General features: G+C 76.9%; 20 protein-coding genes. 5 read left to right on the top strand and 15 right to left on the bottom strand.

What is annotated here, in order from left to right:
- Positions 1–17: 17 nt before the first annotated feature.
- From ACI780_RS03115 to ACI780_RS03100, 4 genes are read left to right on the top strand one after another with little or no spacing between them, the layout of a single operon-like run.
- Positions 18–1181 carry a glucose-6-phosphate dehydrogenase assembly protein OpcA gene (locus ACI780_RS03115; protein ID WP_457000701.1) on the top strand — a complete coding sequence of 388 codons (1164 nt, stop codon included), beginning with the start codon at positions 18–20 and terminating at the stop codon, positions 1179–1181.
- A complete protein-coding gene (pgl, locus tag ACI780_RS03110; RefSeq protein ID WP_456870676.1) occupies positions 1178–2047 on the top strand; it encodes a 6-phosphogluconolactonase in 870 nt (289 codons plus the stop codon). The genes ACI780_RS03115 and pgl overlap by 4 nt, the downstream gene beginning before the upstream one ends.
- 2 nt (positions 2048–2049) lie before the next feature.
- A complete protein-coding gene (locus ACI780_RS03105) occupies positions 2050–5196 on the top strand; it encodes a BTAD domain-containing putative transcriptional regulator (protein ID WP_457000700.1) in 3147 nt (1048 codons plus the stop codon).
- Entirely contained in the window at positions 5193–6071 is an 879-nt protein-coding gene (locus ACI780_RS03100; protein WP_457000699.1) for a PIG-L deacetylase family protein, read from the top strand. Before ACI780_RS03105 ends, ACI780_RS03100 begins: the two co-directional genes overlap by 4 nt.
- Positions 6072–6084: 13 nt before the next feature.
- Here the strand turns inward: ACI780_RS03100 and ACI780_RS03095 are convergent, their stop codons facing one another.
- From ACI780_RS03095 to uvrC, 11 genes are all read right to left on the bottom strand, one after another.
- On the bottom strand, positions 6085–6426 hold the full coding sequence (locus ACI780_RS03095; RefSeq protein WP_456870679.1) for an RNA polymerase-binding protein RbpA: 342 nt from the start codon (positions 6424–6426) through the stop codon (positions 6085–6087).
- A 128-nt stretch (positions 6427–6554) separates the two neighbouring features.
- Positions 6555–6788: a preprotein translocase subunit SecG gene (gene secG / locus ACI780_RS03090; RefSeq protein WP_456870680.1), complete on the bottom strand. Its 234-nt coding sequence runs from the start codon at positions 6786–6788 to the stop codon at positions 6555–6557.
- Positions 6789–6824: 36 nt separating this feature from the next.
- The gene (locus tag ACI780_RS03085) at positions 6825–8630 is read right to left on the bottom strand and encodes an ABC transporter substrate-binding protein (RefSeq protein WP_457000698.1); all 1806 of its coding nucleotides are present in this window, start codon (positions 8628–8630) and stop codon (positions 6825–6827) included.
- Between the two features lie 36 nt (positions 8631–8666).
- A complete protein-coding gene (gene tpiA / locus ACI780_RS03080; protein WP_457000697.1) occupies positions 8667–9479 on the bottom strand; it encodes a triose-phosphate isomerase in 813 nt (270 codons plus the stop codon).
- Between the two features lie 9 nt (positions 9480–9488).
- Positions 9489–10679, bottom strand: a complete 1191-nt coding sequence (locus ACI780_RS03075; protein WP_456870683.1) for a phosphoglycerate kinase — start codon at positions 10677–10679, stop codon at positions 9489–9491.
- Entirely contained in the window at positions 10679–11683 is a 1005-nt protein-coding gene (gene gap, locus ACI780_RS03070) for a type I glyceraldehyde-3-phosphate dehydrogenase (RefSeq protein ID WP_089405668.1), read from the bottom strand. Before gap ends, ACI780_RS03075 begins: the two co-directional genes overlap by 1 nt.
- Positions 11684–11803: 120 nt before the next feature.
- Positions 11804–13498 carry a diguanylate cyclase gene (locus tag ACI780_RS03065; protein WP_457000696.1) on the bottom strand — a complete coding sequence of 565 codons (1695 nt, stop codon included), beginning with the start codon at positions 13496–13498 and terminating at the stop codon, positions 11804–11806.
- A 218-nt stretch (positions 13499–13716) separates the two neighbouring features.
- On the bottom strand, positions 13717–14691 hold the full coding sequence (whiA, locus tag ACI780_RS03060) for a DNA-binding protein WhiA (protein WP_425454189.1): 975 nt from the start codon (positions 14689–14691) through the stop codon (positions 13717–13719).
- A gap of 43 nt (positions 14692–14734) precedes the next feature.
- Positions 14735–15778 (bottom strand): gluconeogenesis factor YvcK family protein, encoded by a 1044-nt coding sequence (locus tag ACI780_RS03055; protein ID WP_457000695.1) that lies wholly within the window; start codon positions 15776–15778, stop codon positions 14735–14737.
- The gene (rapZ, locus tag ACI780_RS03050; RefSeq protein ID WP_456870687.1) at positions 15778–16761 is read right to left on the bottom strand and encodes an RNase adapter RapZ; all 984 of its coding nucleotides are present in this window, start codon (positions 16759–16761) and stop codon (positions 15778–15780) included. Before rapZ ends, ACI780_RS03055 begins: the two co-directional genes overlap by 1 nt.
- Positions 16758–18809 carry an excinuclease ABC subunit UvrC gene (gene uvrC, locus ACI780_RS03045; protein ID WP_457000694.1) on the bottom strand — a complete coding sequence of 684 codons (2052 nt, stop codon included), beginning with the start codon at positions 18807–18809 and terminating at the stop codon, positions 16758–16760. The genes rapZ and uvrC overlap by 4 nt, the downstream gene beginning before the upstream one ends.
- Before the next feature lie 194 nt (positions 18810–19003).
- Here uvrC and ACI780_RS03040 point away from each other — a divergent pair, with 194 nt between their 5' ends.
- On the top strand, positions 19004–19861 hold the full coding sequence (locus ACI780_RS03040) for an alpha/beta fold hydrolase (RefSeq protein WP_457000693.1): 858 nt from the start codon (positions 19004–19006) through the stop codon (positions 19859–19861).
- A gap of 18 nt (positions 19862–19879) precedes the next feature.
- Here ACI780_RS03040 and ACI780_RS03035 read toward each other — a convergent pair whose 3' ends face one another.
- Genes ACI780_RS03035 through ACI780_RS03020 form a run of 4 tightly spaced genes read right to left on the bottom strand, consistent with a single transcriptional unit; the run spans position 19880 to position 23452 of the window.
- Positions 19880–20302, bottom strand: a complete 423-nt coding sequence (locus ACI780_RS03035; protein WP_457000692.1) for a universal stress protein — start codon at positions 20300–20302, stop codon at positions 19880–19882.
- Positions 20299–21882, bottom strand: coding sequence for a tripartite tricarboxylate transporter permease (locus ACI780_RS03030; RefSeq protein WP_456870691.1), 1584 nt, complete (start codon positions 21880–21882; stop codon positions 20299–20301). Before ACI780_RS03030 ends, ACI780_RS03035 begins: the two co-directional genes overlap by 4 nt.
- Positions 21882–22427 (bottom strand): tripartite tricarboxylate transporter TctB family protein, encoded by a 546-nt coding sequence (locus tag ACI780_RS03025; RefSeq protein ID WP_457000691.1) that lies wholly within the window; start codon positions 22425–22427, stop codon positions 21882–21884. Before ACI780_RS03025 ends, ACI780_RS03030 begins: the two co-directional genes overlap by 1 nt.
- Entirely contained in the window at positions 22424–23452 is a 1029-nt protein-coding gene (locus ACI780_RS03020) for a Bug family tripartite tricarboxylate transporter substrate binding protein (protein WP_457000690.1), read from the bottom strand. Before ACI780_RS03020 ends, ACI780_RS03025 begins: the two co-directional genes overlap by 4 nt.
- Between the last annotated feature and the right edge of the window lie 47 nt (positions 23453–23499).

The following is a 23499-nucleotide window of genomic DNA, read 5'->3' as shown; positions in this document are numbered from 1 at the left end:
CGACGGGAGGAGAACCCGTGACGACGCTGTGGGACACCACCGGATCCGCGGTGGTCAAGGAGCTGGCCGCCCAGCGGCGGACCGGCGGCGCCGTGCTCTCCGGCGTCGCGCTGACGCTGGTCGTCGTCGCCGACGAGGGCCGGGTCACCGAGGCCGAGGACGCCGCGACCACCGCCGCCGAGCAGCACCCCTGCCGGATCCTCGTGGTGGTGCGCCGGCAGATCGACGCGCCGGTCCCCCGCCTGGACGCCGAGGTGTCCATCGGCGGGCGGCTGGGTCCCGGCGAGGCGGTCGTCATGCGCATGTACGGGCGGCTGGCGCTGCACGCCGAGTCGGTCGTGCTGCCGCTGCTGGCCGCCGACGCCCCCGTGGTCACCTGGTGGCACAGCGACCCGCCGAGCCGGCTGACCACCGACGCGCTCGCCGTCATCGCCGACCGGCGGATCACCGACAGCACCGTGGCCGCCGACCAGATGCGCGCGCTGCGCACCCGCGCGCAGGACTACGCGCCCGGCGACACCGACCTGGCCTGGACCCGCGCCACCGGCTGGCGGGCGACGCTGACCTCGGCGCTGGACTCGGTCTCGGGCCGCCGGGGCGACGCCGTGCAGGTCCTGGGCGGGCGGATCGAGGGCGACCCGGGCGCGGCCACCGCCCAGCTGCTGTCCGGCTGGATCCAGTCGCGCTCCGGCGCCCGGCTCGACGTCGTCCAGGCCACCCGGCACGCAGGTCCCAGCGGCATCGACTCGGTGGTCCTGCAGCTGGACCAGGACGAGGAGGTGCGGGTGCACGCCGACCGCCGCGGCGGCGCGGTCATCAGCCAGCCCTACCGGCCCGACGCCACCATGGCCCTGCCCGACCGCTCGCTCGGTGACCTGCTCGGCGAGGAGCTGCGCCGGCTGGACCCCGACGAGCCCTACGCCGAGGCGCTGGAGGTCACCACCGGGGTCTCCGGGCTGGCCGGCCGCACCGGCGTGCGCTCGCACGTGTGGGTCGACCCCGCCGAGCAGGACGGCGCCGGCTCCGGGGCGGTCGACGCCGAGCGGGTCGGCGAGGGCAGCCCGCACGGCGCGGCACCCACCGTCCCCCCGACGTCCGAGGGCACCGACGAGGTGGCCCTGCACGGCGAGCACGACACCCCCGACCCGACGGCGCCCGAGACGCCCGAGGCGGTCCGGTGACCCTCACCCCGGGGGACCGCATCGTCGAGGAGCTGTCCCGGCGCAGCGAGGGTCCGGTGCCCGACGTGATCGTCGAGCCCGACGCCGAGACGCTCGCCCGGGCGGCCGCCGCGGCGCTGGTGGCCCGGCTGGCCGCCGCACAGCTGGTGCACGGGACGGCGTCGGTGGTGCTCACCGGCGGCGGCGTGGGCACCGCGGTGCTGCGGCACGCCGCCGAGCTGGCCGCGGAGCCCGCGCCCGGCCAGGACGTCGACTGGACGGCGGTCGACGTGTGGTGGGGCGACGAGCGGTTCGTCCCGGCCGACGACGACGAGCGCAACGAGAAGGGCGCGCGGGAGGCGCTGCTGGACCGGGTGGGCGTGCCGCCGGAGCGGGTGCACCCGGTGCCGGCCTCCGACGCCGGGTTCGCCGAGCCCGAGGAGGCCGCCGAGTGGTACGCCGGCGTCCTCTCCGACGCCGCCCGTGACGCCGGCGCGGACGGGCCGCTGCCGCGCTTCGACGTGCTGCTGCTGGGCATGGGCGCCGAGGGCCACGTGGCGTCGATCTTCCCGCACTCGCCGGCCGCCTCCGACGACCGCGCGGTGGTGGCGGTGCGCGACTGCCCCAAGCCGCCCCCGACCCGGGTCAGCCTCGGGTTCTCCGCGATCGGCAGCGCCGAGGAGGTGTGGCTGTTGGTGGCCGGGGAGGGCAAGGCCGAGGCGGTGGCCCGCGCGCTCGGCGGGGCCGACCCGCTCGACGTGCCGGCGGCCGGCGCGTGCGGCCGGCGGGCCACCCGCTGGCTGCTCGACGCCGGGGCGGCGAGCCGGCTGCCGGGAGCGACCGATCCCGACGGAACCGACGCCGGAGGCCCCGGCACCGACGGCTGACGGTGGCGCCACCGGCCGCCGGGGGGCTGTGGATCGGGGTGCTCGGGCACCTCGAGCTGCGCCGCGACGGGGTGCCCGTGCCGATCGGCGCCCGGCTGCAGCGCGCGGCGCTGACCGTGCTCACGGTGGAGGCCGGCCGGCTGGTGCCCGCCGACCGGCTCGCCGACCTGCTGTGGAACGGCGCCCCGCCGCCCAAGGTCGCCGCGTCAGTGCACACCACCATCGCGCTGCTGCGCCGCACCCTGGAACCCGGCCGGGCCCCCCGCTCGAGCGGGTCGGTCCTGCTGAGCGCGCCACCGGGGTACCGGCTCGCCCGCGAGGCCGTCGAGATCGACGCCGACGTCTTCGAGCGGCTGCTGGCCGCGACCGGGCGGCTGGCCGGCCGCGACGACGCCCGTGCCGTGGCACTGCTCGACGACGCCCCCGCGCTGTGGCGCGGGCCGGCGCTGGCCGAGTTCGCCGACGAGCCGTTCGCCCGCGCCGCCGTCGACCGCTGGGAGGGGCTGCGGCTGGGCGCCGTCGAGCAGCGGGCCGCGGCGCTGCTCGGCCTCGGCGACACCGGCCGCGCCATCGCCGACCTGCAGGAGCACCTGACCCGCTCCCCGCTGCGCGAGCAGGCCCGCGCCACCCTCGCCCGCGCGCTGTACCTCGCCGGCCGCGCCGCGGACGCCCTCGCGGTGCTCACCGAGGGGCGGCGGCTGCTCCGCGACGAGCTCGGCCTCGACCCCGGCCCGGCGCTGCGCGAGGTGGAGGAGCAGATCCTCCGCCACGACCCGGGGCTGCGGCCGGCCCGCACCCCGCCGTCCCCGGCCGCATCCCGGCCCGCGCCGGAGCCGCCCCCGCTCCGGCCGCCCCCGCCCCTGCGCGGCCGGGAGGCCGAGTGCGCCCTGCTGGCCGACGTCCTCGCCGGCGCCGCCGCCGGGTCCGGCGCCGTCGTGCTGGTCACCGGGGACGCCGGGATGGGCAAGTCGGCGCTGCTGCGGTGGCTCACCGCGGCGGCCGCCGCGGCCGGCGGCGCGGCGCACACCGGCACCTGCCGCGACGGGGTGGCCGGGCCGCCCTACTGGCCGGTGCTGCAGGTGCTGCGCGCCGCCGTCCCCGCCCTCGACGCCGCCGGCCGGGACGGGGTGGCCCGCGCGCTCGGCCCGCTGCGGGCCGTGGTCCCCGGCCTCGGGGACCCGCCGCCCGGTGCCGGCATCGACCCCGCCATGGTCCTGGTGCACCTCACCGACGCGCTCGGCGGCGTGCTCGGCGCCGCCGGCCGGCCCGCGGTGCTGGCGCTGGACGACCTGCAGGCCGCCGACCCCGCGACGCTGCGGCTGGTCGCCGGCCTGGCCGCGGACGTCGCCGCCGGCTCCCCGGCCGTCCTCGCCCTCGCGCTGCGCAGCGGCGAGGACGGCGGCCCGGCCCTGGTCGACGCGCTGGCCGCCCTCGGCCGGCTGCCGCGGCTGGTGCGGCTGGACCTCGAGCCCCTCCCCGCCGACGCCGTGGCCGACCTGGTCCGCGCCGCCGCCCCCGCCGGCCTGGACGACGACGGCGTCCGGGCGGCGGTCACCCGCGCCGGCGGCAACCCGTTCTTCGCCCTGGAGCTGGCGCGAGCGGCCCCCGCTCCGGGCGGCGCCGCGCCGCCGGGCCGGGGCCGGGCGGTGGGCGAGGTGCCGGCGGCGGTCCACGACGTCCTGCGCCAGCGGGTCCTCCGCCTGCCGTCCCCGGGCCCGGAGCTGCTCACCGCCGCCGCCGTCGCCGGGTCCCCCCTGCCGGTCGAGGACCTCGCCGCGGTGACCGGGGTGCCCGTCGGAACGGCGCTCGACGCCCTGGAGGCGGCGGTCGCCGCGCGGCTGGCCGTCGACGGCGGGGAGGGCACCTTCGCGCCGGCGCACGCGCTGCTCGGGGAGGTGCTGCGCGCCCAGCTGTCCAGCGCCCGCGCCGCCCGGCTGCACCGCGCCGTCGGCGAGCGGCTGGCCGCGCGGGCCGGAGACGACGACGAGCAGGCCTCGCGCGTCGCCGCGCACCTGCTCGCCGCCCGCGCCCTCGACGGCGGCGCCGCGGCCGTGCCGTGGCTGGAACGCGCCACCGACCACGCGGTCCGGGTCTCGGCGCTCGACCAGCTCCGCGAGCTGGGCGGGCAACTGCTCGCGGCGGCCGCGGCGCTGCCCGCCGGGCCGGACCGGCGGCGCCGGGAGCTGCGCGCGCTGAGCCGGACCGCGTACGCCGACGCGTGGGCGGCCGGCTACGACAGCCCCACGATCCGCGAGTACGGCCGGCTCGCCGCCGCCTGGGAGGTGCCCGACCCGCCGCTCCCCGGCGACGTCGAGCTGCTGTGGGTGGCCACCCTGTTCCAGTGCCAGGTCGGCCGGCTCGACGACGCCGACCGCACCGTGGCGCGCATGGCCGCGCTGGCCGGGCGGCTCGACGACGCCACCGCCGGGTACCTCACCGAGGACATCACCGCCGTCGTGCGGTGGATGCAGGCCCGCCCCGCCGAGGCGCTCGAGCACCTGGACCGGGCCGCGGCGCACGCCGACAGCGGCCGGGTCGACCTGTCCCGCTCGCTGGCGTTCTCCCCGCCCACCCGCCTCGCCGTCGTCCGCGCCCTGTGCCTGTGGCTGCTCGGCCGGCGCGACGACGCCCGCGCGCAGGCCGACGCCGCCCTCGCCGTCGCGGAGGAGGCGGGCCTCGGGGCGGCCGGTTTCGCCCGCCGCTGGGCGCTGGTCCTGGGACTCGTGGACGGCGACCGCGACCGCGTCCGCTCCCTGGTCGCGCTCCCGCTGCGCGAGCCGGCCTGGGAGCGGTACCGCTACCCGTCGGCGGTGGTGGCCTTCGCCGAGGGGTGGCTGCTGGCCGGTCGCGACCCGCGGGCCGGGCTGGCCGCGATGCGGGCGGCGCACGCGGCGCTCGCCGAGCAGGGCCTGGCCGCCGGCCGGTCGGTGTTCCTGGGCCTGCTGGCCGCCACCGCCCTGGCCGCCGGGGAGCCCGCGGTCGCCGCGGCGACGTGCGAGGCGGGGCTGGCCGTCGCCGAGCGGGGTGAGCGCTACTGGGTGCCGGAGCTGACCCGGCTGCTCGCCGCGGCGCGGGCGGCCGGGGCCGGTGCGGACGTCAGTGGACACCAAGAGGCCGCCCAGTCCGGCCGGCCACGCTCGGCGCCATGACGACCGATCTCGCTGTCCCGACCCCGTCCGCTCCCCCGCGCGACCGCGTCACCGACGTCCGGCCCGGCGACCGCTGGCTGGTCGTGGTCGCCCACCCCGACGACGAGGCCTTCGGCTGCGGCTCGACCATCGCCCGCGCCGCGGCGGCCGGCGCCCGGGTGACCCTGGCCTGCGCCACCCGCGGGGAGGCGGGCGAGGCGGCGCCCGGGCTGGCCGACTGCGCCGACCTGGGCGCGGTGCGGGAGGCCGAGCTCTACCGGTCGGCCGCCGCCCTCGGCATCGCCGCGGTGGAGCTGCTGGGGTACCGCGACTCGGGCTTCGGCGGGGAACCGCCCCGCGGGTCGCTGTGCGCGGCCGCGCCGGACGACGTCGCCGGGGTGCTGGCGCGGCTGGTCACCGAGGTGCGGCCGGACGTCGTGCTCGTCCTCGACGGCAGCGACGGGCACCGCGACCACCAGCGGGTCCGGACCGCCACGGCCGCCGCGGTGCGGGCCGCCGCCGGCCCGGCCACCGTGCTCGTCGAGCACTGCCTGCCGAGGTCGCTGATGGGCCGCTGGCTGGAGGAGGTGCGCGCCCTGCGGCCGGACACCGCCTACCACGCCCTCGACCCCGCCGACCTGGGCCGGCCCGACGCCGAGGTCACCGACGTCCTCGACGTGGGCGCCGTCCTCGACCGGCGGGAGGCGGCGATCGCCGAGCACCGCTCGCAGACCTCACCGTTCGACGGGCTCAGCCCCCAGCTGCGGCGGGCGTTCCTGGGCACCGACCACCTGGCCCGCGTGCCGTGGCGGCCCCGCGGCCCGCAGCGGTGGTGGGACCCCACCCGGGCCGGCTGGGTGCCGTGCCCGGCCGGGGCCCAGACCTCGCGGCCCTAGACCGCGCGGCGGATCAAGCGCCGCGGCGGGCGCGCAGCTTGGCGAGGGCCTCCTCGAGCAGGGCGTCGCCGTCGGCGTCGCTGCGCCGCTCGCGGACGTAGGCGAGGTGGGTCTTGTAGGGCTCGGTGCGCGGCGCCGGGGGCGGCGCCTGCGCGTCCTGGCCGGCCGGCAGGCCGCAGCGGGGGCAGTCCCAGAACTCGGGCACCTCGGCGTCGGTGGCGAACGCCACCCGGGTCTCGTGGCCCTGGCTGCACCAGTAGCCGATCCTGTGCCGCGGTGCGGCCTCGCCGCGCTCCGCCTCTCCCATCGGACCCGCTCCGACCCGGGTCCCCCGGATCGCGTTGCCACCAGCCACGAGCGCCCCCTCAGACCGACCTGCCCGGCGCGGACCACGCCGTTTCCGCAGTCTAGGGCCTCGGGGACGTTCTCTCGATCACGTTTTCGCCGCGGGCGCAGCAGCGCCCGCCCGACCGGCGCGGGGAGCTAGACCTTGAGCAGGATGCCCAGCGTCACGATGCAGATCACCCAGACGAAGCCGGTGAAGACCGTGAGCCGGTTGAGGTTCTTCTCCACCACGGAGGACCCGGACAGCTGCGAGGAGACCGCACCGCCGAACATCGAGGACAGGCCGCCACCCTTGCCCCGGTGCAGCAGGATCAGCACCACCAGCAGGACGCTGGCGAGGACCAGCAGCACGTTGAGGACGAGCTCGACCATGGGCACCAGGGTAACCGGTACCCGGAGCCGCTCCGGTCAGCGCACGCCCGCGGTGGCCAGGTCGTAGCCGGCGTAGGGCCGCAGCACCACGGCGTTGTGCAGCCGCTGACCGGCCAGCAGCTGCACCCGGGTCTCCGCCAGTGGCACGTAGGCGCCGGTGTCGAGGGCGGCGGCGGCCACCTCCCCCCAGGCCGTGCTCGCGGCGCCGGGGTCGGGCGCGGCGCGGGCGGTGTCGACCGCCGCGGACAGCGCCGGGTCGGTCAACCGCGCGAAGTTGGTGTTGGCGACCGGGCTGACCGAGCGGCCGTCGACCAGCGGCACGAGGAAGGAGCCGGGCGTCGGGAAGTCCGCCGTCCGGGTGGCCAGGACGATGCCGAAGCCGCTGCGGGTGACGTTGTCGGGGCTGCCGACGTCGGTGGCGTAGAAGCTGGCCGCCGGCAGGGGCCGGACCTCGGCGGTGATGCCGACCTCGGCGAGCTGGGCGGCGACGGCGTCGGCGACGTCGAGGCTGGCCTGCGCGTCGGGCACGGCCATCACCGTGCTGAAGCCCTCGGGCCGGCCGCACGCGGTCAGCGCCGCGCGGGCGGCGTCTCGGTCGGGTCCGCGATCGGCCTCGTCGGGACCGCCCGGGAGCACGGCCGGCCACAGCCGCGCGGTGCGCACGGCCCGGTCACCGCCCAGCACCTCCTGGACGGCGCGGCGGTCGATCGCGGCGGCCACCGCGGCGCGGCAGTCGGGCTGGTCCATCGGGGCGACGTCGGTGGGCAGCGCCAGCAGCCGCACCGCGCCGGTGGTGACGTCGTCGACCCGGTCGGGCAGGGGCACCTCTCCCCCGGTGTCCTCCGTCAGCCGGGCGCCGGTGGCCGGGTGCACGCCGGTGCCGGAGACGTCGACGTCGGCGGAGCCGGCGAGCAGCGCCTGGTCGCGCTCGAGGTTGGACAGCCCGGTGCGGACGACCACCTGGTCGGGCAGCGCGGTGCGCACCCCGTCGGCGGCCGCGTCCCAGGCGGGGTTGCGGTCGAGGACGATGCCGGTCACCGGGTCGACGGAGGTGATCGCGTAGGGGCCGGAGGAGACCGGGTCGGCGCCGTAGTCGGCGCCGGTGTCGCTCTCCACCGGCACCGGGCTGCTGGAGGGCAGCGCCAGGACGTAGGGGAAGTCCGGCTGCGCCGACCGGAGCCGGAAGACGACGGTGGCGTCGTCGGGGGTCTCGATGGCGGCGAGCCCCAGCTTGGCCGGGTCCTCGTCCTGGTAGGGCCCGGCGTACGGGTTCTCGGGGTCGTCGAGCAGCTCCACCACGTGGGTGGGACCGCCCACGATGACGTCGGAGGCGAAGGACCGCTCGATGCCGTACTTGACGTCGCGCGAGGTGATCGGCCGGCCGGTCTCGAACCGCGCGCCCTCCCGCAGGGTGAACGTCCAGCTCAGGCCGCCGTCGGGGGTGGTGCCGAGGTCGGTGGCGAGGTCGGCGACGAGGTCGCCGGTGGTCCCCGGCTCGGCGGAGTAGGTGACCAGCGTGCGGGTGTAGAGCCGCATGAGGTTCCACACGCCGGGCTGGTAGGAGCGCTGGGGGTCGAGGCTGTCGACCTCGCCGGTGACCACCCGCAGCGTGCCGCCGGCCTCGTCGGAGGGGGCGCGCACGCCCTCGACGCCGGCGTCGGGGCCGTCGCCGAGGACCGGCACGCCGCTTCCGCCGTCGCCCCCGCCGCGGCAGCTGACCACGACCGCGACCACCAGGACGACGACGACGGCCAGGCCGAGCACGCGGGCGGCCGTGCCGCGGAGCAGCCCGGCCGCCCGGGAGGAGCGGGGGCGGGGAGGTCGCTGCAGCGCGCTGCTCACCCACCCACCCCCCGCTCGGCTGCCGGGGGAGCGTGCTCAGCTGCCCCCGGCGGCGATCCGACAGATCCGCGCGAACTCGTCGCCGTCGAGGCTCGCGCCCCCGACGAGTGCACCGTCGACGTCCGGCCCGGCCAGGATCCCGGCCGTGTTGCCGGCCTTGACCGACCCGCCGTAGAGGATACGGACGACCGCGGCGGTCTCCCGGCCGAAACGCTCGGCGAGCCGCGACCGGAGTGCGCCGCACACCTCCTGCGCGTCCTCGGGGGTGGCCACCTCGCCGGTACCGATGGCCCAGACCGGCTCGTAGGCGAGCACGACGTGGGCGGCCTGCTCGGCGTCGAGGCCGGCGAGGGAGGCGTCGAGCTGGTCGGTGCAGTGGACCACCTGCCCGTTGGCCTGCCGGACCTCCAGCCCCTCCCCCACGCACACGATGGGGGTGAGGCCGTGCCGCAGCGCGGCGCGGGTCTTGGCGGCCACCACCGCGTCGTCCTCGGCGTGCAGCTCGCGCCGCTCGGAGTGCCCGACGACGACGAAGCCGCACGCCAGCGCCGCCAGCATCGCGCCGCTGACCTCGCCGGTGTAGGCGCCGGAGTCGTGCGCGGAGAGGTCCTGGGCGCCGTAGCCGACCGCGAGCTGGTCACCGTTCACCAGCGTCTGGACGCTGCGCAGCGCGGTGAACGGCGGCAGGACGACGACCTCGACGTCGTCGAGCTCCTTCTCGCTGAGGCTGAAGACCAGCTTCTGCACCAGGCCGATGGCCTCCAGGTGCGTCAGGTGCATCTTCCAGTTGCCCGCGATCAGCGGGCGGCGGCCCTCCCGGCGGGCGGGGGCCGGCTGCCTGCGTGCCACCGCGCCCCCTCAGTCCTCGAGCACCGCGAGGCCCGGCAGCTCCCGGCCCTCGAGGAACTCCAGCGACGCGCCGCCGCCGGTGCTGATGTGGCCGTAGGCGGCCTCGTCGAGCCCGAGCTGCCGGACCGCGGCCGCGGAGTCGCCGCCGCCGACCACCGACAGCCCGTCGACGGCGGCCACGGCCTCGGCCACGCCGCGCGTGCCGGCCTGGAAGGGCGCCAGCTCGAACACGCCCATCGGCCCGTTCCAGAACACCGTGCGCGCGCCGCCGAGCTCCCGGCCGAAGAGCTCGACCGTGCGCGGCCCGACGTCCAGGCCCATCTGGTCGCCGGGGATCGCGTCCACGCCCACCGTGGTGGTCGGGGCGTCGGCGCTGAACTCCGGCGCGACGACGACGTCGACCGGCAGCACGATGCGGTCGCCGGCCTCGGCGAGCAGCCGCCGGCAGGTGTCGACCTGGTCGGCCTCCAGCAGCGACGTGCCCACCCCGTGCCCCTGGGCGGCGAGGAAGGTGAAGCACATGCCGCCGCCGACCAGCAGCCGGTCGACCCTCGGCAGCAGCGCCTCGATGACGCCGAGCTTGTCGCTGACCTTCGAGCCGCCCAGCACGACGACGTAGGGCCGCGCGGGGTCGGTGGTGAGCCGGGTGAGCACGTCGCGCTCGGCGGCGACGAGCCGGCCGGCCGCGTGCGGCAGCCGCTGGGCGACGTCGTACACCGAGGCGTGCCTGCGGTGCACCGCGCCGAACGCGTCGTCGACGTAGACGTCGGCCAGCGCGGCCAGCCGGTCGGCGAGCCCGCCGCGCTCGGCGTCGTCCTTGCTGGTCTCGGCGGCCTCGAAGCGGACGTTCTCCAGCAGCAGGACGTCGCCGTCGCCGAGGGCCGCGGCCCGCGCGCGGGCGTCGTCACCGGCGACGTCGGCGGCCAGCGGCACCTCCGTGCCGAGCAGCTCGCCGAGCCGGGCTGCCACCGGCGCCAGGGAGTACCGCGGGTCGGGCGCGCCCTTGGGCCGGCCCAGGTGCGCCGCGACGAGGACCCGGGCGCCGGCCTCCCGCAGCGCCTGCAGCGTGGGGAGGCTGGCCCGGATCCGCCCGTCGTCGGTGATGGTCTGCCCGTCGAGGGGGACGTTCAGGTCGGCGCGCAGGAGCACGCGCCGGCCGGTCACCCCCTCGGCGAGCAGGTCGTCGAGGGAGCGGGCCATCAGAGGGAGCGGCCGACGAGCTCGACGGAGTCGACGAGCCGGTTGGAGTAGCCCCACTCGTTGTCGTACCAGCCGAGCACCTTGGCCATCGGGCCGAAGGTCTTGGTCAGCTTGCTGTCGTAGATGCACGACGCCGGGTCGGTGACGATGTCGGAGGACACGATCGGGGCGTCGGTGTACTTGAGGATGCCGGCGAGCGGGCCCGCGGCGGCCTCGCGGTAGGCCGCGTCGATCTCGTCGGCCGGCACCTCGCGGGTGAGCTGGACGGTGAGGTCGGTGGCCGAGCCGGTGGGCACCGGGACGCGGACGGCGTAGCCGTCGAGCTTGCCCTGCAGCTCGGGCAGGACCAGGCCGATCGCCTTGGCCGCGCCGGTGCTGGTGGGGACCATGTTGAGCGCGGCCGCGCGGGCGCGGCGGAGGTCCTTGTGCGGGCCGTCCTGCAGGTTCTGGTCGGCGGTGTAGGCGTGGATGGTGGTCATCAGCCCGCGCTCGATGCCGAAGGCGTCGTTGAGCACCTTGGCCAGCGGCGCGAGGCAGTTGGTGGTGCACGACGCGTTGCTGATGATGGTCTGCGAGCCGTCGTACTTCTCGTGGTTGACGCCCATGACGATGGTCAGGTCGTCGCCGGTGGCCGGCGCCGAGATGATCACCTTCTTGGCCCCGCCGGCGTCGACGTGCTTGCGGGCGTCGGCGGCCTTGGTGAAGAAGCCGGTGGACTCGACGACGACGTCGACGCCCAGGTCGCCCCAGGGCAGCGCGGCCGGGTCCCGCTCGGAGAGCACCTTCATCGTGCTGCCGGCGATCTTGATGCCCTCGCCGTCGGCGGCGACGTCCTCGGACAGGACGCCCAGGATGCTGTCGTACTTCAGCAGGTGGGCGAGGACCTCGGGGCTGGTCAGGTCGTTGACCGCCACGATCTCGATGTCCTTGCCGCTGGCCGCGGCCGCCCGCCAGAAGTTGCGGCCGATCCGGCCGAACCCGTTGATCCCCACCCGCACCGTCACTGCTGACCTCCACGGATCCGGGGCGCCGTCCGGCGCCGTCGCGTGCGTCGGCCGCGCGGGCCGCGCGGCGTGCTCGGCGACGACCCTATCGGCCCCGGCGGCAGCCGTCCGGGCGAGCCCTCAGCCGCCGGGGACCAGCGCGGCGACGTCGTCGGCCGCGGGGGCCGGGGCGGGGACGTCGGCGGCCGGCACGGGGGCGCCGGGAACGGCGGGGTCGGCGGTGACGACGCGGTCGCGGCCGGTGGCCTTGGCGGTGTAGAGCGCGCGGTCGGCGGCCTCGAGCAGCGCCGCGGCGGACGCGCCGTCGGCCGGGCAGACGGCCACGCCGATGCTGACGGTGACGCCGACGTCCTCGCCGTCGAGGGCCTGCCGCTGCCCGGCGATCGCGCGGCGGACCTGCTCGGCCCGCTCGAGGGCCTGCTCGCGGCCCGCGCCCGGCAGCACCAGCACGAACTCCTCCCCGCCCAGGCGCGCGGCGGTGTCGCCCTCGCGGACGGCGCCGGCGAGGGTCCGCGCGACCGCGGTCAGGACCCGGTCGCCCGCGGCGTGGCCGAGGCGGTCGTTGACGGACTTGAAGTGGTCGACGTCGACGAGCAGCACCGACAGCCGGCCGGTCCGCGGCCGCGAGGCCAGGTCGGCGCCGAGCGCGCGGTCGAGGTGGCGCCGGTTGTGCAGGCCGGTCAGCGGGTCGCGCACGGCCTCCTCGGCGAGCTCGGCGCGCAGCCGCTCGATGACCTCGACCTGCTCGGCGAGCCGCGCGTTGAGCGCCTCGATGGCGGCCTGCCGCTCCTGCTGCTCGGAGACGTCGCGGACCACGAGGATGCGCCCCAGCGGCCGGCCCCGCGGGTCGCTGACCGCCGAGTCGCGCACGTCGAGCCACAGGTCCGGCCGCACCTGCGCGACGCGGTGCCCGTCGCGGCGCTCGGTGCCGTCGAGGACGGCGACCGCCCGCGGGCCGGCGACGTCGGTCAGGGGACGGCCCACGAGGTCCTCGCCGAGCTCGGGGCGCAGCCGCCGCAGCATCCGGGTCGCGGCCGGGTTGCAGTCGATGAGGACCCCGCCGGGGTCGACGACGAGCACCGCGTCGGGGACGGTCTCGACCACCTGCTCGCGGGCGACCGGGACCAGCCGGAGCAGGCCCACGCGGAAGATCGCCCAGCAGTCGACCAGCCCGGTGACGAGGAAGAACAGCGGGGTGACGTCGATGCCGCTGCCGTCGAGCTGGCTGCCGACCGCCACGACGTTGCCGAGGCTGGACACCAGCGCCGAGGAGAGCAGGACCGCGATCTGCCGGCGGAACACGCCCGCCGCGTGCCGGTACCGGCGGACCAGGTGGGTGTAGGCGACGGCGACGAGCGCGTAGGAGTAGGCGGTGTGGGCCAGGAACAGCGGCCCGAAGGTCACCTGGCCCTCGCCCGCGCCGTCGGCCGGGGTCAGTCCGGACATCACCAGGTCACGCGTCGGCGGGAGCGTGGCCGCGACCACGAGCAGGACCGGCTCGACCGCCAGCAGCAGGGCCGGCCGGCGGTCGAGTCGCCAGGAGGGGTCGGACACGGTGCGGGCGAGGACGTAGGTGCCCACCACCACCAGCCCGACCGAGGCCAGCAGCAGCGGCGGGTAGGCCGCGACCAGCCCGTCGGACCCGACGCCGTGCAGCAGCGCGTCGGCGGCCGACCAGACGGCGACACCGGACATGGTGACCGCCAGCGCGGTCGCGGCGGGGGTGCGAGAGCGCCGGCGCCAGGCCAGCACCGCCGTACCCGTGGCGACCAGCGTCGCGCACGCGAACACCAGCGCCCACTGCGCCGCGCTCATCCCGGGCCCCTCGCTGCGAGGGCGCGACCGGCTGCGCGCCACTGGTGCGTGCATCGACGGACGCCACGCCCCTCTGGAGCCGCCCTCACCCGGCCGGGTGAACGCACCGGGGCGCCCTCCGCGACGGCGGAGGGCGCCCCTGGTGAGCGGGTGGAACGGCCCCTCTGCAGGGTCCCGCCGCGAGCCTGCGAGCGGTGGGGGGCAGAGGGGTCCTTCTCCTACTGGGCGAGCATGTCCTCGGTGACCACCGACTCGGTGTCGGGGATGCCGAGGTCCTTGGCCCGCTTGTCGGCCATGGCCAGCAGTCGCCTTATCCGGCCGGCGACGGCGTCCTTGGTCATCGGCGGGTCGGCGCGCTGGCCGAGCTCCTCGAGCGAGGCCTGCCCGTGCTCCAGGCGCAGCCGCCCGGCCACCAGCAGGTGCTCGGGGGCGTCGCCGGCGAGGATCTCCAGCGCCCGCTCGACCCGGGCCGAGGCGGCCACGGCCGCGCGCGCCGAGCGCCGCAGGTTGGCGTCGTCGAAGTTGGCCAGCCGGTTGGCGGTGGCGCGGACCTCGCGGCGCATCCGCCGCTCCTCCCAGGCCAGCACCGCGTCGTGGGCGCCCATCCGGGTGAGCAGCGCGCTGATCGCGTCGCCGTCGCGGACGACGACCCGGTCGGCGCCGCGGACCTCGCGGGCCTTGGCCGCGATGCCCAGCCGGCGGGCCGCGCCGACCAGCGCCATGGCCGCCTCGGGCCCGGGGCAGGTCACCTCGAGCGAGGACGAGCGGCCCGGCTCGGTGAGCGACCCGTGCGCGAGGAACGCGCCCCGCCAGGCGGCCTCGGCGTCGTTGATGCTGCCGGACACGACCGACGGCGGCAGGCCGCGCACGGGGCGGCCGCGCTGGTCGACCAGGCCGGTCTGGCGGGCCAGGCCCTCGCCGTGCTTGGCGATCCGGACGAGGTAGCGCACGCCGCGGCGGATGTTGCCGCCGGCCAGCACGCTGACCCCGCTGGTGTAGCCGTAGACCTCGCTGATGTCCCGCCGCAGCCGGCGGGCGACCGAGCCGGTGTCCAGCTCGGCCTCGATCACCACGCGACCGCCCACGATGTGCAGCCCCCCGGAGAAGCGGAGCAGCGCGGTGACCTCGGCCTTGCGCTCGGAGGTCCGCGTGCACTCCACCCGGGACAGCTCGTCCTTGACCATGGCCGTCATCGCCACGACGACCACTCCTTCCGCTGCGGCGCCCTCATCGGCGTCACCTCTCCCCCTCGAACCGTCCGGGCACCACCGGTCCTGGTGCACCGGTTGCGACCTGTGTGCCCTCCCCCTGCCCGACCTCCGGCCGGCCCGCCGTCGGCGCCCCGGCCACCGGGGCCAGCGCCGCGGCCAGCCGGCCGGGGTCGTGCCGCGGGGACCCGCCGGACTCGGCCACCGGAGCGAGCACGAGCTCGGCGCCGCACTCGCGCACCGCTGACAGGAGACCACAGCGGTCAACCACCGAGTCCACATCCGCGATCACGGTGTGCAGCGCCACTCCGCCCAGATGGGCCTGCAGCACCCGCAGGTGCTCCTCCGGGGAGAACCCGTCGGTCTCCCCGGGCTGGGGCTCCAGGTTGAGCACGACGACCACGCGGGCCCGGCTGGCGGCCAGCGCCTCCCGCAGGCGCGGCACCAGCAGGTGGGGCAGCACCGAGGTGTACCACGAGCCGGGACCGAGCGAGACGACGTCGGCGGTGGCGATGGCGTCGAGCACGTCGGGGTGCACCGGGGGGTCCGGCGGCGACACCAGGATCTCCCGCACCCGGCCCGGGGTGGAGGCGATGGCCACCTGCCCGCGGATGGTGCGGGTGCGCGCGGGGTCGTCGGGGTCGACGGTCTCCACGCGGGCGACGAGGTCGAGCGGGACGTCGGCCATCGGCAGCACCCGGCCGCGGGTGCGCAGCAGCGCGCAGACGGCGTCGAGCGCGCGCACGGTGTCCCCGCCGTGCAGCTCGACCAGCCCGGTGAGGACGAGGTTGCCCACCGGGTGGCCGGCGAGCGCGCCGGAGCCGCCGAGCCGGTGCTGCAGCAGCCGGGCCATCTCCTGGCGACCGCCCTCGTCGTCGGCGAGGGCGGCCAGCGCCATGCGCAGGTCGCCGGGCGGCAGCACCGGCATCTCCCGGCGGATGCGGCCGGAGGAGCCGCCGTCGTCGGCCACGGTGACCACGGCGGTGAGGTCGGGGGTGATCCGGCGCCAGGCGGCCAGCGCGGCGGCCAGGCCGTGGCCCCCGCCGAACGCGACGACCCTCGGGCCGCCCACTACTCGCGGCCCAGGTCGCGGTGGCGCGCGACCGCGTCGATGCCGTCGGCGGCCAGCCGGCGGGCGAACTCCTCGGCGATGGCGACGCTGCGGTGCTTGCCGCCGGTGCAGCCGACCGCGAGCGTCAGGTAGCGCTTGCCCTCGCGCCGGTAGCCGGGGATGAGTAGCCGCAGCACCTCGGTGTAGCGGTCGAGGAACGGCCCGGCGTCGTGCTGGCCGAGGACGTAGTCGCGCACGTCGGCGTCCTGCCCGGTGTGGTGCCGCAGCTCGGGCAGCCAGTGCGGGTTGGGCAGGAAGCGGGCGTCGACGACGAGGTCGGCGTCCAGCGGCAGGCCGTACTTGAAGCCGAAGCTGAGCACGGTCGCCGTCAGCGGCGGGGTGCGGCCCTCGCGGGCGAAGGCGTTCTCCAGGGTGGCGCGCAGCTGGTGGACGTTGAGGTCGCTGGTGTCCACCCACAGGTCGGCCTCGCCGGCGATGCCGGTGAGCAGCGCCCGCTCGGCGGTGATGCCGTCGATGAGCCGCCCGGAGCCCTGCAGCGGGTGCTCGCGCCGGTTGGACTCGTAGCGGCGCACCAGCACCTCGTCGCGGGCGTGCACGTACACCACCCGCGGGCGGTGCCCGGCCTCCGCGAGCACCCGGATGGCCTCCTGCAGGTCGCTGGAGAAGGCCCGGCTGCGGACGTCGACGACGGCGGCGAAGCGCCGCACGTCGCCGCGGGCGCCGAGCTCGACCATCGGCAGCAGCAGCGCCGGCGGCAGGTTCTCCACGACGTACCAGCCGAGGTCCTCCATGACCCGCCCGGCGCTGTTCTTGCCCGCCCCCGACAGGCCGGTGACGACGACCACCTCGACCGGCGGCGTCTCGGTGCTCGTGCCGTCGAGCCCGGCGGGGACGTCGGCCTGCGGGCCGGCCTGCCCCTCGCGCGCGGCCGACCCGCCGGTCGGGGCGTCGGGGCCCGTGCCGGTCATCCGGTCGCCGCTCACGAGGCGACCCGGCCGACCTCGGCGGTGGCGCCGGCGCCGGGGGTGGGCGTGCCCCGCTGCGCCGGGCCGGCCGGCGCCGTCGTGCTCTCCACGACCTCCTCGGCCGGCTCCTCCCCCGCCGCCCCGGTGGCGTCCTCCGCGGGCTCGGCGACGGCGGCCAGCACCGCCTCGGCCGTGCGCCGGCCGATGCCGGGCACCGCCGTGAGCTCCTCGACCGTGGCCGCGCGCAGCCGCTTGAGCGACCCGAACTGCTTCATCAGCGCCTTCCGCCGCGTCTCCCCGAGGCCGGGGACGTCGTCCAGGAGAGAGACCAGCATGCTCACCGACCGCTTCTGCCGGTGGTAGGTGATCGCGAACCGGTGGGCCTCGTCGCGCACCCGCTGCAGCAGGTAGAGCGCCTCGGAGGTGCGCGGCAGGACCACCGGGTCGGACTCGCCGGGCAGCCACACCTCCTCCATGCGCTTGGCCAGCCCGCAGACGGCGACGTCGACGACGCCGAGCTCGTCGAGGGAGCGCGCCGCGGCGGCCACCTGCGGGGCGCCGCCGTCGACGACCAGCAGGTTCGGCGGGTAGGCGAACCGGCGCGGCCGGCCCTCCTCCGCGGCGACCCCCTGCTCGTCGCGACGGTCGGCCTCCTCCTTGAGGTGGCGGGCGAAGCGGCGGCGGACCACCTCGGCCATGGCCGCGGTGTCGTCGGTGCCGTGCTGGACGGAGAAGCGCCGGTAGTCGGACTTCTTGGGCAGGCCGTCCTCGAAGACCACCATCGAGGCGACGACGTTGGTCTGCTGCACGTGCGAGACGTCGATGCACTCGATGCGCAGGGGCGCCTCGGGCAGCTCGAGGGCCTCCTGCAGCTCCGACAGGGCGAGCGAGCGGGCGGTGAGGTCGCTGGAGCGCTTGACCCGGTGGCGGGCGAAGGCCTCCTTGGCGTTGCGCTCGACGGTCTCCATGAGGCTGCGCTTGTCGCCGCGCTGCGGCACCCGCAGCGACACCCGGGAGCCGCGCAGCTCGCCGAGCAGCTCCTCGTAGACGTCGGCGTCGTCGGGGAGCTCGGGGACGAGCACCTCCTTGGGCACCGCCTCGCCGCCCTCGGTGACGCCGGTGGCCTCGTCGACGCCGCCGTAAACCTGCAGCAGGAACTGCTCGACCAGCTCGCCGGTGGTGACCTCCTCGACCTTGTCGATGATCCAGCCGCGCTGGCCGCGGACCCGCCCGCCGCGGACGTGGAAGACCTGGACGGCGGCCTCGAGCTCGTCCTGGGCGAAGGCGACGACGTCGGCGTCGGTGCCGTCGCCGAGGACGACGGCCTGCTTCTCCATCGCGCGCCTGAGCGCGCCGAGGTCGTCGCGCAGCCGCGCGGCCCGCTCGAACTCCAGCGCCTCGCTCGCCTCGGCCATCTCGCGCTCGAGGCGCCGGACCATGAGGTCGGTGCGGCCGGCCATGAAGTCGCAGAAGTCGTCGACGATCTGCCGGTGCTCCTCGGCGCTGACCCGGCCCACGCACGGGGCGGCGCACTTGCCGATGTAGCCGAGCAGGCAGGGCCGGCCGATCTGCCCGGCGCGCTTGAAGACGCCGTTGGAGCAGGTGCGGGCGGGGAAGACCCGGGTGAGGGTGTCGAGCGTCTCGCGGATGGCCCAGGCGTGGGCGTAGGGGCCGAAGTAGCGGACCCCCTTCTTCTTGGGCCCGCGCATGACCTGCAGCCGCGGGTACTCCTCGTTGAGCGTCACGGCCAGCGACGGGTAGCTCTTGTCGTCGCGGTAGCGGACGTTGAACCGCGGGTCGAACTCCTTGATCCAGTTGTACTCGAGCTGGAGGGCCTCGACCTCGGTGCCGACGACGGTCCACTCGACGCTCGCCGCCGTCGTCACCATCTGGCGGGTGCGCGGGTGCAGGCCGGCGACGTCGGCGAAGTAGCTGTTCAGCCGCTGCCGGAGGCTCTTGGCCTTGCCGACGTAGACGACGCGGCCGTTGGGGTCCCGGAACTTGTAGACCCCCGGCGACTCGGGGATGGAGCCGACCGCCGGTCGGTACGTGGACGGGTCGGGCACACACCCACACTAGGTGGGGAGGACGACGGTCCGCCCGTCTCCCGTCCCGGGAACCACACCGGTGGCATTCCGGGGACCCCCACGGGCCGCCGAGCACCTCCGAGGACCGCCGGGGACCTCCGGCCCTGTCCTCCCGCGGGGTCCGGGCAGCACCCTCGGCCGGGCAGGGGCGGCCAGCCGGGAGGAGCACGGCCATGGGCACCCACGTCCGCAGCGGCGGCCTCGACGTCTGGACCGAGCAGGTGGGCGCCGGCCCCGACGTGCTGCTGCTCGGGGGCGCCGCCGACACCGTCGAGTCGTGGCAGTTCCAGCTCGACGGGCTCGCCGACCGCTACCGGCTGACCGCCTTCGACACCCGCGGGGCCGGGCGCACCGCGATGCCTCCCGGGCCGCTGACGGTGGCCACCATGGCCGGGGACGCCGCCGGCGTGCTCGACGGCCTCGGGGTCCGGTCGGCGCACGTGGCGGGGTTCTCGGGCGGCAGCATCGTGGCCCAGGAGCTGGCGGTGCAGCGGCCCGACCTGGTCGCCAGCCTGGTGCTGCAGAGCACCTGGGCGCTGCCGGACGCCTACCTGCGGGCGTGGCTGCGGTTCGTGCAGTGGCTGGTCGCGGCGGCCCCCAGCGAGCGGGACTTCCTCGAGGGGTTCTTCCTCGACATCTACACCCCGCGGGCGCACGGGGACGGCACCGTCGCCGCCTTCGTCGAGGAGGTGCTGGCCTTCCCGCACAAGCAGGCGCCGCGGGACCTGCAGGCCTACCTGGCCGCCTTCCACGACGACGACGTCCCCGACCGCCCCGCGCGGATCACCGCGCCGACGCTGGTGCTCGCCGGCGGGGTCGACTCCACCGCCCGCGACCTCGGCCGCGCCGTCGCCGACGCGGTCCCGGGGGCCCGCTTCGAGCTGTGGCCGACCGAGTGCCACCAGCCGTTCCAGGAGGTTCCCGACCGGTGGAACGCCCGCGTCGACGCGTTCTGGCGCGAGGTGGACGCCCCGGCGGGGGCACCGCCGCCCCGCACCGCGGCCGCGCCCGACGCCCGTCCCGTGGGGTAGCGCCCACCGGCGGGGCCGTCACCGGCGGTCGGCCCCGGGTGGTCCCTTCACCGCCAGCACCGGGCACTCCACGGTCAGCAGGATCCGCTGGGCGGCACTGCCCATGAGCAGCTTGCCCACGGCGCTGCGCCGGCGCAGCCCGATGACGACCAGCTCGGCGCCGGTCTCGGTGACGGCGTCGGCGAGCTCCTCGGCGACGTCGCGGCCGATCGGCTGGCGCAGCTCGAACGGGACGCCGGAGACGGTGAGCTCGTCGCGCAGCCGGCGCAGCGGATCGCCCTGCAGGTACTCCTCGTCGACCAGCGCGTCGCCGCGGGTGCTGTTGACCACCACCAGCCGGGCGCCGCGCCGCTCGGCCTCGGCGAGGGCGTGGTCGAGCGCGGCCCGCCCGCGCGGGGTGGGCACGTGCCCGACGACGACCACCGGCTGCGACCGGCTCACCGCTCCTCCTCGTCGCCGTCCCGGGCCCCGACGGACGCGCGCGGGCCGCCGTCGGGGTGCCGCAGGCCCTCGCCCGCCTGCAGCTCCTCCGGCGTGGACCGCCGCCCCCGGACCGCCCGCAGCACGATCGGCGCCACCAGCGCGACCAGCGCGAGGGCCAGCACGACGCGGCTGAACCAGGTCTCGACCAGGACGCCGAGGTCGCCGCTGCTGATCGCCAGCGCCCGCCGCAGGTTGGTCTCGGCGACCGGCCCGAGGATCAGCCCGATCACCGCCGGTGCCACCGGCCAGCCGTAGCGGCGCATCGCGAATCCGAGCAGGCCGAGGACCAGCAGGAGGACCAGGTCCAGCGGGTCGGCGTTGACCGCGTAGCAGCCGAGGGAGGCGAACAGCAGGATCCCGGCGTAGAGGTAGGGCCGCGGCACCCGCAACAGCTGCACCCACACCCGCGCGAGCGGCAGGTTCAGCACCAGCAGCATGAGGTTGCCGATGAGCAGCGAGGCGATGAGGGTCCAGACCAGCGAGGACTCGGTGGACAGCAGCGTCGGGCCGGGCTGGATGCCGTAGCCCTGGAACGCGGCCAGGATGATCGCCGCCGTCGCGGAGGTGGGCAGACCCAGGGTCAGCAGCGGGACGAGCACGCCGGCGGCCGCGGCGTTGTTGGCCGCCTCCGGGCCGGCGACGCCCTCGATGGCGCCCCGGCCGAACTCCTCGGGGTGCCTGGTGAGCTTCCGCTCCGCGGCGTAGGACAGGAACGTCGGGATCTCCGCGCCGCCGGCCGGCAGCGCTCCCAGCGGGAACCCCAGCGCCGTCCCCCGCAGCCACGGGCCGACCGAGCGGCGCAGGTCCCGCCGGGTGAACCACGGCCCGGACGCCGCCATCACCTGGACCGGTCCGCGCCGCAGCCGGGAGGCCACGTACAGCGCCTCCCCCACGGCGAACAGCGCCACGGCCACCACGACGACGTCGATGCCGTCGGACAGCTGCGGGATGCCGAGGGTGAACCGCTCCTGGCCGGTGAGCACGTCGGTGCCGACCAGCCCGAGGTAGAGGCCGACGCCGAGGGAGGCCAGCCCGCGCAGCGGCGAGGCGCCGAGCACGGTGGCCACCGCGACGAAGGCCAGCACGGCGAGGGCGAAGTAGTCGGCCGGCGTGATGCCGATGGCCAGGTCGACGACGGTGGGCGCGACCAGCGCGAGCAGCAGGGTGGCGATGGTGCCGGCGACGAAGGAGCCGATCGCCGCCGTGGCCAGCGCGGCGGCGCCGCGGCCGGCCTTGGCCATCCGGTTGCCCTCGAGCGCGGTCATGATCGAGCTGGACTCGCCGGGGGTGTTGAGCAGGATCGACGTGGTCGACCCGCCGTACATGCCGCCGTAGTAGATGCCGGCGAACATGATGAACGCCGTCGTCGGCTCCAGCGCGTAGGTGACCGGCAGCAGCAGCGCGACGGTCATCGCCGGGCCGATGCCGGGCAGCACCCCGACGGCGGTGCCGAGCAGCACGCCGAGCAGCGCGAAGAGCAGGTTGACCGGGGTGAGCGCGTCGGCGAAGCCGCCGGCCAGGTCGGAGAGGGCGCCCATCACCACCAGCCCGTCGCCAGCTCGAGCAGGGTGCCGCCGGGCAGGGCGACGCCGAGGCCCTTGACGAACACGATCCACACCACGACCGACAGGACGCCGCCGGCCAGCAGCGGCCGCACCACCCCGCGGGCGCCGAGCGCCCAGGCCACCACGCCGAACATCAGCGTCACCGCCAGCGGCCAGCCGACGACGTTGATGAGCAGCGCGTGGCCGAGGAAGGCGACGGCGATGATCCCCACCGCGCGCCACGACGTCGGGGCGTCGGGGTCGACGTCCTCGCTCTCGTCGGAGGGCCCGCGGTCGCCGCGGAGCACGCGGAACCCGAGCGCCAGCGCGGTGGCGAGCACGACGCCGCCGATGAGGTAGGGGAAGAACCGCGGGCCGATGGTGTTCGCCGAGCCCGGGACGGCGATGTTGGCCGCGTCGAGGATCAGGTAGAGGCCCAGCACGCCGAGCAGCACGACCATGGCCAGCTCGCCGCGGCTGACGCCGGCCCGGGGCGGGGCGGGCGCGGGGGCGCCGGGGTCGCGGGCCGCGGTGCTCACTGCACCAGCCCGATCTCGCGCAGGATCGCCAGCACCCGCTGCTCCTCCTCGGCCAGGAACCGCCCGTACTCCTCGCCGGGCAGCAGCAGGTCGGTCCAGCCGTTGGTCTCCAGCGCCTCGGCCCACTCGTCGCTGTCGTGCACGTCGACGACGAGCGCGGTGAGGTCCTCGCGGGCCTGGTCGGACATGTCGGGCCGGGCCATGAGCCCGCGCCAGTTGTCCACCTCGACGTCGAAGCCGGACTCCACGAGCGTCGGGACGTCGGGCACCTGCCCGGAGCGCTCCGCCGTCGACACCGCCAGGCCGACCAGGTCCCCGGTGCGGACCTGCTCGCCGTAGTCGGCGGTGCCGGAGATCCCGGCGGCGACCTGGTTGCCGAGCAGCGCGGCGAGGGACTCCCCACCGCCGGAGTAGGCGATGTAGTTGACCTGCGCGGGGTCGATGCCGGCGGCCCGGGCGAGCAGTCCGGCCAGGATCTGGTCGGTGCCGCCCGCCGACCCGCCGGCGATCGGGGTACCGGCGGGGTCGGCCGCCCAGGCCTCCACGAAGCCGCCGATGTCGGAGTACGGCGCGTCGGCCGGGGCGACGATGAGCTCCGTCTCGCCGATGAGCCGGGCGATCGGGGTGACGTCGGTGAGCCGGGTGGCGGAGTCGTTGGTGTCGACGGCGCCCACCATGACCAGGCCCATCATCATGAGCAGCGCGTCGTCGGTCTCGCGGGCGAGCTGGCCCAGGCCGATGGTGCCGCCGGCGCCCTCGACGTTGAACACCTGCACGTTGCGGGCCAGGCCGCTGGTCTGCACGACGCGCTGGAAGACGCGGGCGGTGGTGTCCCAGCCGCCGCCCGGGCTGGCCGGCGCCATCACCCGCAGCCGGGAGAGGTCGCCGGGCTGCACCACGGTGCCCGCGCACCCGGCCAGCGCCCCGGCGGCGGAGGCCAGCGCCGGGGCGGCCAGCGCCCCGGCGAGGAACGACCTCCGGGTGAGCGCCACCGGCGGCCTCCCCTCGGGGGTGACGGCGATCACACCGGACGCTAGACCCGCGCCCCCGGCCGCTCAACCGCCACCTCGCG

The sequence above is a fragment of the Geodermatophilus sp. SYSU D00814 genome (assembly GCF_054050055.1).
Note: the sequence above shows the minus strand (reverse complement) of the source record. Positions and strands in the feature narration are given on the sequence as shown.

Bases quoted from the DNA above. Each gene is read 5' to 3' on its own strand.
- ACI780_RS03075 (WP_456870683.1), bottom strand. From the start codon at position 10,679: ATGGCCCGCTCCCTCGACGACCTGCTCGCCGAGGGGGTGACCGGCCGG.
- whiA (WP_425454189.1), bottom strand. From the start codon at position 14,691: ATGACGGCCATGGTCAAGGACGAGCTGTCCCGGGTGGAGTGCACGCGG.
- ACI780_RS03040 (WP_457000693.1), top strand. From the start codon at position 19,004: ATGGGCACCCACGTCCGCAGCGGCGGCCTCGACGTCTGGACCGAGCAG.
- ACI780_RS03100 (WP_457000699.1), top strand. From the start codon at position 5,193: ATGACGACCGATCTCGCTGTCCCGACCCCGTCCGCTCCCCCGCGCGAC.
- ACI780_RS03065 (WP_457000696.1), bottom strand. From the start codon at position 13,498: ATGAGCGCGGCGCAGTGGGCGCTGGTGTTCGCGTGCGCGACGCTGGTC.
- secG (WP_456870680.1), bottom strand. From the start codon at position 6,788: ATGGTCGAGCTCGTCCTCAACGTGCTGCTGGTCCTCGCCAGCGTCCTG.
- ACI780_RS03030 (WP_456870691.1), bottom strand. From the start codon at position 21,882: ATGGGCGCCCTCTCCGACCTGGCCGGCGGCTTCGCCGACGCGCTCACC.